Annotated in this window: 12 protein-coding genes; 1 reads left to right on the top strand and 11 read right to left on the bottom strand. The window is 71.8% G+C overall.

All coding sequences use genetic code 11. The features are described 5' to 3' along the window. Positions 1-68: 68 nt before the first annotated feature. From ACWF79_RS02170 to ACWF79_RS02135, 8 genes are all read right to left on the bottom strand, one after another. Positions 69-1,547: a glutamate--cysteine ligase gene (locus tag ACWF79_RS02170; protein ID WP_453726125.1), complete on the bottom strand. Its 1,479-nt coding sequence runs from the start codon at positions 1,545-1,547 to the stop codon at positions 69-71. Between the two features lie 100 nt (positions 1,548-1,647). Further along, positions 1,648-2,571 (bottom strand): RNA polymerase sigma-70 factor, encoded by a 924-nt coding sequence (locus ACWF79_RS02165; RefSeq protein WP_453726124.1) that lies wholly within the window; start codon positions 2,569-2,571, stop codon positions 1,648-1,650. A gap of 42 nt (positions 2,572-2,613) precedes the next feature. Beyond that, the gene (locus ACWF79_RS02160) at positions 2,614-3,087 is read right to left on the bottom strand and encodes a carboxymuconolactone decarboxylase family protein (protein ID WP_453726123.1); all 474 of its coding nucleotides are present in this window, start codon (positions 3,085-3,087) and stop codon (positions 2,614-2,616) included. Positions 3,088-3,189: 102 nt separating this feature from the next. Beyond that, the gene (gene meaB / locus ACWF79_RS02155; protein ID WP_453726122.1) at positions 3,190-4,188 is read right to left on the bottom strand and encodes a methylmalonyl Co-A mutase-associated GTPase MeaB; all 999 of its coding nucleotides are present in this window, start codon (positions 4,186-4,188) and stop codon (positions 3,190-3,192) included. Beyond that, the gene (gene scpA / locus ACWF79_RS02150; protein ID WP_453726121.1) at positions 4,185-6,359 is read right to left on the bottom strand and encodes a methylmalonyl-CoA mutase; all 2,175 of its coding nucleotides are present in this window, start codon (positions 6,357-6,359) and stop codon (positions 4,185-4,187) included. Before scpA ends, meaB begins: the two co-directional genes overlap by 4 nt. Beyond that, positions 6,359-8,167: a methylmalonyl-CoA mutase family protein gene (locus ACWF79_RS02145; protein WP_453726120.1), complete on the bottom strand. Its 1,809-nt coding sequence runs from the start codon at positions 8,165-8,167 to the stop codon at positions 6,359-6,361. Before ACWF79_RS02145 ends, scpA begins: the two co-directional genes overlap by 1 nt. A 183-nt stretch (positions 8,168-8,350) precedes the next feature. Beyond that, the gene (locus ACWF79_RS02140; RefSeq protein WP_453726119.1) at positions 8,351-9,604 is read right to left on the bottom strand and encodes a cation:proton antiporter; all 1,254 of its coding nucleotides are present in this window, start codon (positions 9,602-9,604) and stop codon (positions 8,351-8,353) included. Between the two features lie 5 nt (positions 9,605-9,609). Next, positions 9,610-10,080, bottom strand: a complete 471-nt coding sequence (locus ACWF79_RS02135) for a cation:proton antiporter regulatory subunit (protein WP_453726118.1) — start codon at positions 10,078-10,080, stop codon at positions 9,610-9,612. 217 nt (positions 10,081-10,297) lie between these two features. Between ACWF79_RS02135 and ACWF79_RS02130 the strand changes: the two genes are divergently transcribed. Beyond that, positions 10,298-10,702 carry a nuclear transport factor 2 family protein gene (locus ACWF79_RS02130; RefSeq protein WP_453726117.1) on the top strand — a complete coding sequence of 135 codons (405 nt, stop codon included), beginning with the start codon at positions 10,298-10,300 and terminating at the stop codon, positions 10,700-10,702. Positions 10,703-10,705: 3 nt separating this feature from the next. Here the strand turns inward: ACWF79_RS02130 and ACWF79_RS02125 are convergent, their stop codons facing one another. The 3 genes from ACWF79_RS02125 to ACWF79_RS02115 form a co-directional block, all read right to left on the bottom strand. Further along, on the bottom strand, positions 10,706-11,662 hold the full coding sequence (locus ACWF79_RS02125; protein WP_453726116.1) for a LysR family transcriptional regulator: 957 nt from the start codon (positions 11,660-11,662) through the stop codon (positions 10,706-10,708). 51 nt (positions 11,663-11,713) lie between these two features. Further along, the gene (locus ACWF79_RS02120) at positions 11,714-12,409 is read right to left on the bottom strand and encodes a type 1 glutamine amidotransferase domain-containing protein (protein ID WP_453726115.1); all 696 of its coding nucleotides are present in this window, start codon (positions 12,407-12,409) and stop codon (positions 11,714-11,716) included. 230 nt (positions 12,410-12,639) lie between these two features. Next, a complete protein-coding gene (locus ACWF79_RS02115; RefSeq protein ID WP_453726114.1) occupies positions 12,640-13,710 on the bottom strand; it encodes a trypsin-like serine peptidase in 1,071 nt (356 codons plus the stop codon). Positions 13,711-13,722 lie beyond the last annotated feature (12 nt).

Below are 13,722 nucleotides of genomic sequence, written 5' to 3'. Positions count from 1 at the left end.
CAGGGGCCGTTTCAGAGAAATCTGAAACGGCCCCTTGATCGTTGTCGGGGCCTGGCAGCGGGTGCGCGTCAGTCGACCGGCCAGGTGTGCGCCGGGGCGTTCAGGTGCATGTACTCGATGTACTGCTGGGTCATCCGCCGCAGGGCGTGGTGCCGGTCCACATGGTCGATGTCCTGGATGTGGTGGAATGTCTCCGCCTGCCATACCGCTCCGTTACGGCCGCTCACGCACCGTTGCTCGATGATCCCGAGGAGCGGTTCCCGCCGGGCCGCGTCCAGGCCCATGCGCTCCAGGCCGCGGTCCGCCAGCGGGAGCAGGCGGCGCAGGACCAGCTCGGTCACGGGGACCTCGCCCATCCCCGGCCAGTACAGCTGCGCGTCGATGCCATGCCGGGCCGCGGCGTGCAGATTGTCCTCGGCGGCCGAGAACGACATCCGCGACCAGACGGGCCGGTCCTCGTCGACCAGGGCGCGGACCAACCCGTAGTAGAAGGCTCCGTTGGCCACGATGTCCGCCACGGTGGGGCCCGCCGGGAGCACGCGGTTCTCCACGCGCAGATGCGGCACGCCGTCGACGACGGCGTAGACGGGGCGGTTCCAGCGGTAGACCGTTCCGTTGTGGAGGGTCAGCTCGGACAGCTCGGGGATCCCGCCCTGGGCGAGCGTCTCGTGCGGGTCCTCGTCGTCGCACAGGGGCAGCAGCGCGGGGAAGTACCGCGCGTTCTCCTCGAAGAGGTCGAAGACGCTGGTGATCCACCGTTCGCCGAACCAGACCCGGGGGCGGACCCCCTGCACCTTGATCTCCTCCGACCGCGTGTCGGTGGCCTGCTCGAACAGCGGGATGCGCGTCTCTCGCCACAGCTCCTTGGAGAAGAGGAACGGGGAGTTCGCCGCCAGCGCCACCTGCACCCCCGCGATGGCCTGGGCGGCGTTCCAGTACTCCGCGAATTCGTCCGGCGAGACCTGGAGGTGGAACTGGGTGCTGGTGCAGGCCGCCTCCGGCGTGATGGTGTCCGCGTAGGTGCGCAGCCTCTCCACCCCGTCCACGGAGATCAACAGGTCCTCGCCCCGTGCGGAGAAGATCTGCTCGTTCAGGAGGTGGTACCGCGGGTTCTCCGACAGCGCCGCCGGCCCCGCGTCCTTCAGCTCCAGCGTCGGCAGGATGCCGATCATGACCAGGTGCGCACCGATCTCCGCGGCCTTCTGCTCGGCGTGGTTGAGCGCGTCCCGGATCTCCTGCTCCCAGGAGCCGTGGCCGCCCTCGGCGAGCCGGCGCGGCGCGATGTTGATCTCCAGGTTGAACTGGCCCAGCTCCGTCGCCCAGGCCGGGTCCGCGATCGCCTCCAGCACGTCCGTACTGCGCATGGCGGGCTCGCCGGTCGGGTCCACGAGGTTCAGTTCGATCTCCAGACCGACCTGCGGCCGCTCGAAGTCGAAGCGCGACTCCCGCAGCATCTGGGCGAACACGTCGAGGCACGTGTGCACCTTGTTCCGGAACTGGCGACGGTCGTCACGGGTGAACACCAGCGCCGGGACGTCACGTCCCATTCGGCCCTCCCGAGACTCGCCGGTACGGACCCTCTCCACCAGCGTCCCACTCCTCGGCCGACCCAACCACCGGTCCGGGGCGGGCGGCGGCCGGTGACCGTCAGTGCGGCTGCCTGCGGGCCCCTCGCAGCTCGCGGTCGAGGGCCCAGACGTCGGCGAGGGGGCCGACGTGGGCCAGCTTGTCGGGGTTGATCACCGAGCGGATGGTCCGGATCCGGCCGTCGAGGACGTCCAGCGCCATGACGTGGAGCACCTTGCCCTCCCGGTCGCGGAAGATCGCGCCGGGCCACCCGTTGATCTCGCGGGGCTCGAACGTCACGTCCAGGCGTGCCATCCGCGGGAAGGTGGCGGTGATCAGGCGGGCCACCTTCATGGCGCCCGTGACGACACTGGCCAGCTGCGGGGCCTTGCCGCCGCCGTCGCCGACAAGCTGGACGTCGGCGGCCAGGACCTGACGCAGGGAGTCCACGTCGCCGTCCTTCAGAGCGGCGAAGAAGCGGGCCGCCAGCTCCTGTCGTTCCTGGCGGTCCGCCTCGAAGCGCGGCCGGTCGGACCGCATGTGCCGCCGTGCCCGTACCAGCAGCTGCCGGCAGGCCGCCTCCGAACGTCCCACCGCCTCCGCCACCTCGTCGAACCCGAAGGCGAACACCTCTCGCAGCACGAACACCGACCGTTCGAGCGGGCTGAGCCGCTCCAGCAGGAGCAGCGCCGCCATCGACACCGAGTCGGCCAGCTCCGCCGCACGGGCCGGGTCCTCGTACGGATCTTCGAGCAGCGGCTCGGGCAGCCACGGACCGACGTACTCCTCCCGCCGGACCCGCGCGGACCGCAGCACGTCGATCGAGATCCGCGTCACCGTGGTGGACAGGAACGCCTTGGCCGACGTGGGCAAGGTCGCCGAGCCGTCGTAGCGCAGCCATGTCTCCTGCACGGCGTCCTCGGCCTCGCCCACGGACCCCAGGATCCGGTAGGCGAGGGAGAACAGCAGCGGCCGCAGCTCCTGGAACTCCTCGATCTTGCTCACGTCGACTCCCCGAGGGCCTTCAGCGGATGCGGACGAGCGGGCTCAGTGGAACTGTCCGACCTCGTACTCCCCGGCCGGCTGCTGCGTGATGATGTTCAGCCGGTTCACCAGGTTCATGAAGGAGACCGTGAGGACCAGGGCGGAGAGCTGCTCCTCGTCGTAGTGCCTGGCGGCGCGCGCCCACACCTCGTCGGCGACCCCGCCGGCGGCGTCCGCGACCCGCGTCCCCTCCTCCGCCAGCTCCAGGGCGGCCCGCTCGGCCTCGGTGAAGACCGTGGCCTCCCGCCACGCCGCCACCAGATTCAGCCGTACGGCGGTCTCACCGGCGGCCGCGGCGTCCTTGGTGTGCATGTCGATGCAGACGGCGCAGCCGTTGATCTGGCTGATGCGCAGCGCCACCAGTTCCTGCGTCGACGTGGGCAGCGGCGCGTCCTTGAGCAGCTGGCCCGCCGCCATGACGTGCTTGAAGACCTTGCCGGCGGTCGGGCTGGTGAAGAGGTTCAGTCGCGCGTCCATGGGGTGTGCTCCTCCGTCGTCGTGAGTGGCTACACCCCCTTGGACGAGACAGCCCACCGGCCTGTGACACGGGTCCGTGTGACCCGTGCCACGTCTCCGCGCTCACCCGCCGGGCGTCGTGTCCGTAGGCTTCTCGAACGCCTGGAGCAGACGCTCGGCGGCCATGGTCGCCGTCAACTCGCCGTCCCTGAGCTGCTGTTCGACGTCGGGCGTCATCGCGCGTACGGCGGGGTGGGCGTGCAGGCGCCCCAGCAGTTCGTCGCGGACCATCGTCCAGGTCCAGTCGACCTGCTGGTCCCGGCGGCGGGCGGTGAGACGGCCGGTCGAGTCGACCAGCGTGCGGTGCTGTTCGAGCCGTTCCCAGACCGTGTCGAGCCCGGTCGACTCGCGGGCGCTGCAGTGGAGCACGGGCGGCGTCCACGCGGCATCGGCGCCGTGCATCAGTCGGAGGGCGCCCGAGAGTTCACGGGCGGCCGCGCGGGCGTCGCGCTCGTGCGGCCCGTCCGCCTTGTTGACGGCGATCACGTCCGCCAGCTCCAGGACGCCCTTCTTGATGCCCTGGAGCTGGTCACCGGTCCGCGCCAGCGTGAGCAGCAGGAACGAGTCGACCATCTCGGCCACGGCGGTCTCGGACTGACCGACGCCGACGGTCTCGACGAGGACCACGTCGTAGCCCGCGGCCTCCATCACGATGATCGACTCGCGTGTCGCCTTGGCGACGCCGCCCAGCGTCCCTGCCGTCGGCGAGGGCCGGACGAAGGCCGCCGGGTCGACGGCCAGCCGCTCCATCCGCGTCTTGTCGCCGAGGATCGAGCCGCCCGTCCGGCTCGACGACGGGTCGACGGCGAGCACCGCGACCCGGTGACCCAGGCCGGTCAGCATCGTCCCGAAGGCGTCGATGAACGTCGACTTGCCCACGCCCGGCACGCCACTGATCCCGATCCGCCGCGCCGTGCCGCTGTGCGGCAGCAGCTCGGTCAACAACTGCTGGGCCAGGGCCCGGTGTTGGGGGCGGGTGGACTCGACGAGAGTGATCGCGCGCGCGACGATCGCCCGCTTCCCGTCGAGTACCCCCTTCACATACGCGTCGAGGTCGATCACAGCTCGTGCCCGAGGCCGTCCGACAGTCGCCGTACCAGGTCGTGGGCCGCGTCCGGGATGACCGTGCCGGGCGGGAACACGGCGGCCGCGCCCATCTCCAGGAGGGTCGGCACGTCCTGCGGCGGAATCACCCCGCCGACCACGATCATGATGTCCTCGCGGCCCTCCGCCGCCAGTTCCTCCCGCAGCGCCGGTACGAGCGTGAGGTGGCCGGCGGCCAGCGAGGACACCCCGACGATGTGCACGTCCGCCTCGACGGCCTGCCGCGCGACCTCGCCCGGGGTCTGGAACAGCGGGCCGACGTCCACGTCGAAGCCCAGGTCGGCGAAGGCGGTGGCGATCACCTTCTGGCCGCGGTCGTGGCCGTCCTGGCCCATCTTGGCGACCAGGATGCGCGGACGGCGGCCCTCGGCCTCCGCGAAGGCGTCGACCAGGGTGCGCGTGCGTTCGACGGACGGGGACTGCCCGGCTTCGGTTCGGTACACACCGGAGATCGTACGGATCTGGCTCGCGTGCCGCCCGTACACCTTCTCCAGGGCGTCGGAGATCTCACCGACGGTCGCCTTGGCGCGCGCCGCCCGCACGGCCAGCTCCAGCAGGTTGCCCTCGCCGCCCGCCGCCCGGGTGAGCGCGTCCAGCGCGTCCCGGCAGGCGGTCTCGTCCCGCTCCTCGCGCAGCCGCCGCAGCTTGGCGATCTGCTGGGCGCGTACGGAGGAGTTGTCGACCTTGAGGACGTCGATCTGCTCGTCGGAGTCCACGCGGTACTTGTTGACGCCGATCACCGGCTGGCGCCCGGAGTCGATGCGCGCCTGGGTCCGGGCGGCGGCCTCCTCGACCCGCAGCTTGGGGATGCCGGCGTCGATGGCCTGCGCCATGCCGCCCGCGCGCTCGACCTCCTGGATGTGCTTCCAGGCGCGGCGCGCCAGGTCGTACGTCAGCTTCTCCACGTACGCGCTGCCGCCCCACGGGTCGATGACCCGGGTCGTACCGGACTCCTGCTGGATGAGCAGCTGGGTGTTGCGGGCGATCCGCGCCGAGAAGTCGGTCGGCAGGGCGAGCGCCTCGTCGAGGGCGTTGGTGTGCAGCGACTGGGTGTGGCCCTGGGTCGCCGCCATCGCCTCGACACACGTCCGCGTCACGTTGTTGAACACGTCCTGGGCGGTCAGCGACCAGCCCGAGGTCTGCGAATGGGTACGCAGGGAGAGCGACTTGGCGTTCTGCGGCTCGAACTGCTTCACGAGCTTGGCCCAGAGCAGGCGGGCCGCCCGCATCTTGGCGATCTCCATGAAGAAGTTCATGCCGATGGCCCAGAAGAACGAGAGCCGGGGCGCGAACGCGTCCACGTCCAGGCCTGCTTCCCGCCCGGCCCGGATGTACTCGACGCCGTCGGCGAGGGTGTAGGCCAGCTCCAGGTCGGCCGTCGCGCCGGCCTCCTGGATGTGATAGCCCGAGATGGAGATCGAGTTGTAGCGCGGCATCCGCTGCGAGGTGAAGGCGAAGATGTCGGAGATGATCCGCATCGACGGCTTCGGCGGATAGATGTAGGTGTTGCGGACCATGAACTCCTTGAGGATGTCGTTCTGGATGGTCCCGGCCAACTTCTCGGGCGGTACGCCCTGTTCCTCCGCCGCGACGATGTACAGCGCGAGGACCGGCAGCACCGCGCCGTTCATCGTCATCGACACCGTCATCCTGTCCAGCGGGATGCCGTCGAAGAGCTGGCGCATGTCGTAGATCGAGTCGATCGCCACACCCGCCATGCCGACGTCACCGGTCACCCGCGGGTGGTCGCTGTCGTACCCGCGGTGCGTGGGCAGGTCGAAGGCGACCGACAGACCCTTCTGACCGGCCGCCAGATTGCGCCGGTAGAACGCGTTGGACTCCTCGGCCGTGGAGAAACCGGCGTACTGACGGATCGTCCAGGGCTGGTTGACGTACATCGTCGGGTACGGGCCGCGCAGGTACGGCGCCATCCCCGGGTACGTCCCCAGGAAGTCGAGGCCCTCCAGGTCCTGCCCGGTGTACAGGGGCTTGACCGCGATGCCCTCCGGGGTCTCCCAGAGCAGGTCGTCACCGCCGGCGGCCTTCTTCACCGCCGTACGCCATTCGTCGGTGCTTCCGTCGGCGGCCGGGGTACCCAGCTCGATCCCGGAGAAGTCGGGGACGGACATCAGGACACTCCCATCCGGTCAAGGGTGGCGGCGAGCACGGCGACCGCGTCGCAGCCCGCGAAGACATAGGTGTCGACACCCGCGTACGGTGCGGGCCGGCCCGCGAGGAACACATGTCCCGCGCCCTCGGCCCGCAGCTCCCGCGCGCGTTCCTCCGCCCGCTCCTCGTAGAGCGCGTCGCTGGAGCAGAGGCACGCCTCGCTCGCCCCGCTCTCCTCGAAGGTGCCCTCGGTGACGGCCTCGATGCCGCCGGCCTGGAAGAGGTTGGCGGCGAACGTGGCCCGTGCCGTGTGCGCGGCGGCGGGGCCGAGCGTGGCCAGGAAGATCCGCGGGCGCGTGCCGGTCGCGGCGAGGTGTGCGTCGGAACGGGCCCGCAGCGCCTCGAACGCGTCGTCGCGACGGACCCGGGGGAGCCCGCCGGACGGCGGCTCGGGCGCCGGCTCGCGGACGACGGGGTTCTCGGCGAGGTTCGGGAACTCGCTCACACCGGTGACGGGTTCGCGCCGCTTGGCGAGCTTCGCGCTGCGGGCCGCCCAGGTCTCGGCGAGCCGCTCGCCGACCAGCCCGGAGCGCAGCGCGGCGGCCTGGCCGCCCGCGCTCTCGATGGTCTGGAAGAACTCCCAGCCCGCATGGGCGAGTTCGTCGGTGAGGCGTTCCACGTACCAGGAGCCGCCCGCCGGGTCGATGACCCGCGCGAGGTGCGACTCCTCGATGAGGATGGTGGAGGTGTTCCGGGCGATGCGCCGCGCGAAGGCGTCCGGCAGGCCGAGCGCGTGGTCGAACGGCAGCACGGTGACGGAGTCGGCGCCGCCGACGCCCGCGGCCAGGGTGGCCACGGTGGTGCGGAGCATGTTCACCCAGGGGTCCCGGCGGGACATCATGACGGGTGAGGTGACCGCGTGTTGGAGCTGTGCGCCCGCGCCGCTCGCCCCGCTGACCTCGGCCACCCGGGCCCAGAGTCGGCGCGCGGCACGGAACTTGGCGATCGTGAGGAACTGGTCGGCGGTGGCCGCGTACCGGAACTCCAGCTGCCCGAGGGCCTGTTCGACGCTCAGCCCCGCTTCCGTGAGCTCCCGCAGGTAGGCGACACCGGTCGCCAGCGCGCACCCCAGCTCCTGCGCGGCCGAGCCGCCGGCCTCGTGGTACGGCAGCGCGTCCACGGTCAGCGCCCGCAGGCCCGGGTACTCCTCGGCGCAGCGCCGCGCGAGCCCGACGGCGGGGGAGACGTCGTACGAGCGGCCCGTACGGGCCTCCAGACCGAGGGGATCGGCCCCCAGGTTGCCGCGCGCCGCCTCGGCGGCGACGCCCCGCTCGGCGTACAGACGCAGCAACTCCCGCGCGGCCTCCTCCACGTCCTGGCCCGCGTCGAGGACGACGGGCGCGAGGTCGAGGTAGACGCCCTCCAGGACCTGGGCCAGGCGGTCGACCGGGATGCCGCCCTCGCCGACGGCCAGCCAGAGCGAGGTGACGCCGTTCTCCAGGTCGGCGAGGACGGTGCCGGCGTCGGCGGCCGTGTGCCGCTGGCGTACGTCCCAGCCTCCGACGGTGTTGCCCTCGGCGCGGCCGGAGCGTACGAAGGGGGCGAAGCCGGGGAGCCCGGGTTCGGGGGCGGTGTCCTCGGCGGCGTAGAGGGGGCGGACGCGGAGCGCGTCCTCGAGGGCGGTGGACAGGGCGTCCTCGGCTGCCGGGCCCTCGACGTCCTTGCCCGACTTGCGCAGCACACCGGCCACCAGGTGCTGCCACTGTTCACGGGATGCGTCGGGGAATTCGGCGGCTAGAGCGAGCCCGTCGTCGGGAAGGACAGTCATGCTCGGATGTTATGGCAGCTCAACAAAGGCGCAGCAGTCCACACCGCTGTGACCTTGCCCATTCCGGGAAGGTCTTGAAGCGCCGACGGAATCCGTTCTAGGAAGGAAGCCGCAGGTGATCACCCGTGCGACGGCGGGATGTAACGGGGAGTCCAGCGATGCCCCCACGGCAGGCCCTGGGGCTCACGCCCTCCCGGGCGTGCCGTCGTCCACCGGTTCCAGGGTCTCCTCCGGCGGTGCCTGGACGGGCAGCGCCGTGGTGGCCGTCGAGGCCTTGCGGAGACGGCCGGTGAGCGCGGTGGCGACCGGCTCGGTGTAGCGGGCGGTGAGCGGGCCGAGGACGACGAGGACGAGGACGTAGGCCGTCGCGAGCGGGCCGAGGGCCGGTTCGACGCCGGCGGTGACGGCGAGGCCGGCGATGACGATGGAGAACTCGCCCCGGGCGACCAGGGTGCCGCCGGCCCGCCAGCGGCCCTTGACGGAGATCCCGGCCCGTCGGGCGGCCCAGTACCCGGTGGCGATCTTCGTCGCCGCCGTGACCACGGCGAGGGCGAGCGCCGGCAGGATCACCGGCGGGATGCTGGCCGGGTCGGTGTGCAGACCGAAGAAGACGAAGAACACCGCGGCGAACAGGTCCCGCAGCGGGCTGAGCAGGTTGTGCGCGCCCTCGGCGACCTCGCCCGAGAGGGCGATGCCGACGAGGAAGGCGCCGACGGCGGCGGAGACCTGGAGCTGCTGGGCGATGCCCGCGACCAGCAGGGTCAGCCCCAGCACGACCAGGAGGAGCTTCTCCGGGTCGTCGCTGGAGACGAAGCGCGAGATGACGCGTCCGTGGCGGACGGCGACGAAGAGGACCGTGCCCGCGACACCGAGGGCGATGGCGAGCGTGAGGCTCCCGGCGGCCAGACTCACCCCGGCGAGCAGGGCGGTGACGATCGGCAGGTAGACCGCCATGGCGAGGTCTTCCAGGACCAGGATGCTCAGGATGGCCGGGGTCTCCCGGTTGCCGAGCCGTCCGAGGTCGCCCATCACCTTGGCGATGACGCCGGAGGAGGATATCCAGGTGACACCGGCCAGGACCACGGCGGCGACCGGACCCCACCCGAGGAGCAGCGCCATCCCGGCGCCGGGAAGGGCGTTGAGGGTGAAGTCGACGATTCCCGCCGGGTACTGGGTCTTGAGGTTGGTCACCAGGTCACTGGCGGTGTACTCGAGCCCCAGCATCAACAGCAGGAGTATCACGCCGATTTCGGCGCCGATCGCGACGAACTCCTCGCTGGTGCCCAGCGGGAGGAGGCCGCCCTCGCCGAACGCGAGTCCCGCCAGCAGGTAGAGGGGGATCGGGGAGAACTGGAAGCGTCCGGCGAGACGGCCCAGCAGGCCCAGCGCGAGGATGATCGCGCCGAACTCGATCAGGAAGACGGCGGAGGAGTGCACGGCGCTCACTCCCGGCCGAGGATCGTGGCGGCCGCCTCGACGCCCTCGCGGGTGCCGATCACGATGAGGGTGTCCCCGCCCGCCAGCCGGAAGTCCGGGGCGGGCGACGGGATCGCGCCGGCCCGTCGCAGGACGGCGACGATGGAGACGCCCGTCTCGGTACGGGTCCGGGTCTCGCCCAGTACCCGGCCGTTCCAGTGCGAGTGCGCGGACAGCTCGATCCGCTCGGCGACAAGCCCCAGGTCCGTGGTGGAGAGCAGGTTGGGGCTGTGGTGCGAGGGCATCAGCGCGTCGATCAGCGCCTCCGCCTCCTTGGCGGTGAGCCTCGCCGACAGCGCGCACTCGTCGGGGTCGTCCCTGCGGTAGGCGTTCAGGGTCCGGCTGCCGTCGCGGTGGGCGATCACCGACAGGCGCCGGTCCTCACGGGTCGTCAGGTCGTAACGGACGCCTATGCCGGGGAGCGGCGTGTTGCTCATGCGTGGAACGGGCACGGGAACCCCCTGTGCGTGCTGTTTCCGGATGAAGATACGAACGCGCCCCCGGCGGCACAGCTTATCGACATGTCTACCGGCCGAGCATCGTGACCTCGTTCTCGATCGACGCGGCTCTCACCGGGCCGCGGGCTGGACAGCGCCCCGGCCCGGCCATAGCCTCCTCTCCACCTATTCAATTAATTGAGTATTGAGAGGGCGTATGCACCCGTTCCGCAAGGCCGTCGAGAACCGCGACGCGGCCGCCATCGAGGCCCTGCTCGCCGAGGACGTCGTCTTCACCAGCCCCGTGGCCTTCAAGCCGTACGCCGGCAAGGCGATCACCGCCGCCATCCTGCGGGGCGTCATGCGCGTCTTCGAGGACTTCGCCTACGAGCGCGAGATCGCCAACCCCGACGGCCGCGACCACGCCCTCGTCTTCACCGCGACCGTGAACGGGCGCCGGATCCAGGGCTGCGACTTCCTCCACTTCGACGACGAAGGGCGGATCGACGACTTCACCGTCATGGTCCGGCCGCTGTCCGCCGCCCAGGCGCTCGCCGAGGCGATGGGCGCGCAGTTCGACCGCATCGCCCGGGAGGCGGCGGGGGAGGAGCCTGCCGCCTAGGCGCTACCAGCTCGGCCCCAGGGCCAGGAGGTGGTCCCGGACCAGGGTCACGTGCGGGTGGGTGGCCGTGCCCGGGCGCTGCGCCAGATAGGCCGTGTTGATCGGCGGATCGTCCGTCTCGTGGAGGGGTACGAGGGCGCCGGAGGCGAGTTCGCCCTGGCAGAGGTAGCGCGGGAGGACCGTGAAGCCGGCCCCGGCGGTGACCGCCGCGAGGACCCCGCGCAGGTCCGGCACGGTGACGGCGGCCCGCCTGCCGAGGCGCTGGTCGAAGACGTGGCGCCAGTAGCGGCGGGCGATGGGCAGGTCCTCGGCGTAGGTGATCAGGGGCACCCCGTGCAGCGCCTCCGGCCCCTCGGTCGTGACCCGGTCGCCGAGGCGGTCCGCCCACTGCGGCGCGGCGACCAGCACGAACTCCTCGTCCAGCAGCGGTACGGCGGTCACGGTGCGGCCGCGCGGGCGCGAGGTGGCGATGACCAGGTCGTGCCGCCCGGCCCGCAACTCGTCCAGGAGAGGGTCCGTCAGGCCGGTCGTCACGCGCAGCTGCACGCCGTCCACGACGAGCGGCGCGAGCGCGGGCAGCACGCGCGTGCAGAGCAGCTCGGCCGGTCCGGCCAGATGGACGGGGGCGGCGGGAGCCTCCTCCGCCGGGGCGTGCCCGGCGGCCGCGAGCAGGGCGTCGAGCGGGCCCGCGATCCGCGCGGCCAGGTCCTGGGCGTACGGCGTGGGGGCGACTCCGCGCGGCAGCCGGGCGAACAGCTCGCGCCCCGACTGCCGCTCCAGGGCCTTCACCTGCGTCGTCACCGTGGGCTGGGAGATGCCGAGTATCTGGGCGGCGGAGGTGAAGGAGCCGGAGCGGTACACGGCGAGGAACGTGCGGACGAGGTTCAGGTCGAGCGCGGCCGCCGTAGGCGGCTCGCGGTGCCGAGGCCCGTCCCGGTCATGCGATTCCCTATGCCTCATACGGCGAAGCATAGCCATCACAATGTCTGTGGCGCGGGGACGGCCCTGGCGTCAGGACAGCTTCTTCACCAGCTCGGCGGCGAGCGGGGCGGAGGAGGCCGGGTTCTGGCCGGTGTGGAGGTTGCGGTCGACGACCACGTTCGGCGCCCACGGCTCACCGGTCCGGACGTCGACGCCCGCCTCGGTCAGCCGGGTCTCCAGGAGCCACTTCGCCCTGTCGGCGAAGCCCGCCTGGGTCTCCTCGGCGTTGGTGAACGCGGCGACCTTGTACCCGGCGAAGGCGTTCGTACCGTCCTCCTTCGTGGCGGCCAGCATCGCGGCCGGACCGTGGCACACGACGGCGAGCGGCCGTCCCGAGGCGAGGGCGTCGACCAGGATCCGGCCCGAGACCGGGTCGACGGCGAGGTCCTCCATCGGGCCGTGACCGCCGGGGTAGAAGACGGCGGCGTAGTCGTCGAGGCGCACGTCCTCCAGGCGGATCGGGTGCTGGAGCTCGGTGATCGACGCGAGGGTGGCGGCGACCCTGTCGGCGCCCTCCTGGCCCCCGTTGACCTCGGGCGCGAGGCTGCCCCGGTCGACCGTCGGGACGACCCCGCCCGGGGTCGCGACCACGATCTCGTGACCGGCGGCCTTGAACGCCTCGTACGGGGCGACGGCCTCCTCGGCCCAGAAACCGGTGGGGTGCTTGCTGCCGTCGGCGAGGGTCCAGTGGTCGGCGCCGGTCATCACGAAAAGGATCTTGGCCATGGTGTGTGCTCCGAGGGTGTCGCGGGCGTGGCTGAAGGTCTGGAACCGACGCTAGGCCTGCCACGAACAGGTTTCCAATGCGGAATCCAATGGCTGGGATCGGAACACCGATGGATCGCCGGGGAATAGCGGCGGACCCGGACGCGGACCCGGTCGGCCGCTGTCCGCCGTCCGGAGCAGCGGCCTTCGCGAGGGCCGCCGACCGCCCCTTCGGCAGGCCCACGCGGCGCTCAGACCCAATTGACCTCCGCCTGCGCGAGCAGCGGATCGTCGATCAGCTCCCATAGGGGTACGGCGAAATTGCCGAGCCGGTAGCGGCCGCCGAAATGCAGACCGAGGACCCGGTGGTCCGTGAGGTCGAAGACGGGGGAGCCGCTGTTGCCGCCGAGGGTCGAGCAGTCGTGCTTCATCACCAGCCCGCCGGGGGCGAACTCGGTCGCCGTACCCGGCTGGAGACGCTTGACGTTGTAGACGTCCATGAAGATCCGCCGCATCGACTCCGGCTCGTTGCGCCGCCCGTCCCAGGCCGGGTACCCGACCACGTACACCGGCCGACCGGGCACGTCGGCGGGCGCGTCGGCGGCCACCGCGAGCGGGGTGGGCAGCGCGCCTCCGTCGGACGGGGCGATCCGGAGCAGCGCCATGTCGACGTCCGGATGGATGCCGATGACCTCGGTCACCTCGTACGGGGGCGGGCCCGCCGCCGCCCCGACGGGAGCCGTGGCCAGCTCCTCGCCCGGGTCGACCCGCGCGGACATGCCCTGCTGGAAGGACCAGCCCGCCTCCTCGGCGCGGCTGAACTCCACCGCCACGTGCCGGTTCGTCATCACCGTCCGCGGGCCCACGAGGAAGGCCGTGCCGACCCAGTCGAGGCTGGGGTGGCCGGTCACCTCGACCCGGCCCACGCGCGCGATCGACTCGCGGATCGCGGCCCGCCCGGCCTCCAGGACGGACCAGTCGCCGTCCTGCGCGGCGAAGTCCTGGCCCTGGACGAGGATCGCCGGCCGGCCCTCCAGGAGGACGATCGCCTCCACTCCGAAGTACTCGTCCTCGTCGATCTCGTCCGCGCGGTGCGCGGCCAGCTTCTCGAGCCCGGCGACCCCGGCCTCCAGGACCCGGGCCCGTTCCTCCTGCGCGAAGCGGGAGATCTGGCCGGCCGGTGCCTGGTCCGACGGCAGCTCCTCCACCGACTCGGCGATCTCCGCCTCCAGGTGCCCGCGCACCCGCGCGGCGACGGCCGCCAGGTCGTCGAAGACCCGCTCGGGACCGGTCGCGACCGGTGATCCGTACCGTGGCTCCATCTCCCGCCACCT

This window comes from Streptomyces sp. NPDC054975, from assembly GCF_053609105.1.
This window is presented reverse-complemented; position numbering and strand designations above follow the sequence as displayed.

Bases quoted from the DNA above. Each gene is read 5' to 3' on its own strand.
- scpA (WP_453726121.1), bottom strand. From the start codon at position 6,359: ATGTCCGTCCCCGACTTCTCCGGGATCGAGCTGGGTACCCCGGCCGCC.
- ACWF79_RS02135 (WP_453726118.1), bottom strand. From the start codon at position 10,080: ATGAGCAACACGCCGCTCCCCGGCATAGGCGTCCGTTACGACCTGACG.
- ACWF79_RS02145 (WP_453726120.1), bottom strand. From the start codon at position 8,167: ATGACTGTCCTTCCCGACGACGGGCTCGCTCTAGCCGCCGAATTCCCC.
- ACWF79_RS02130 (WP_453726117.1), top strand. From the start codon at position 10,298: ATGCACCCGTTCCGCAAGGCCGTCGAGAACCGCGACGCGGCCGCCATC.
- ACWF79_RS02170 (WP_453726125.1), bottom strand. From the start codon at position 1,547: ATGGGACGTGACGTCCCGGCGCTGGTGTTCACCCGTGACGACCGTCGC.
- ACWF79_RS02120 (WP_453726115.1), bottom strand. From the start codon at position 12,409: ATGGCCAAGATCCTTTTCGTGATGACCGGCGCCGACCACTGGACCCTC.
- ACWF79_RS02115 (WP_453726114.1), bottom strand. From the start codon at position 13,710: ATGGAGCCACGGTACGGATCACCGGTCGCGACCGGTCCCGAGCGGGTC.
- ACWF79_RS02125 (WP_453726116.1), bottom strand. From the start codon at position 11,662: ATGAGGCATAGGGAATCGCATGACCGGGACGGGCCTCGGCACCGCGAG.
- ACWF79_RS02160 (WP_453726123.1), bottom strand. From the start codon at position 3,087: ATGGACGCGCGACTGAACCTCTTCACCAGCCCGACCGCCGGCAAGGTC.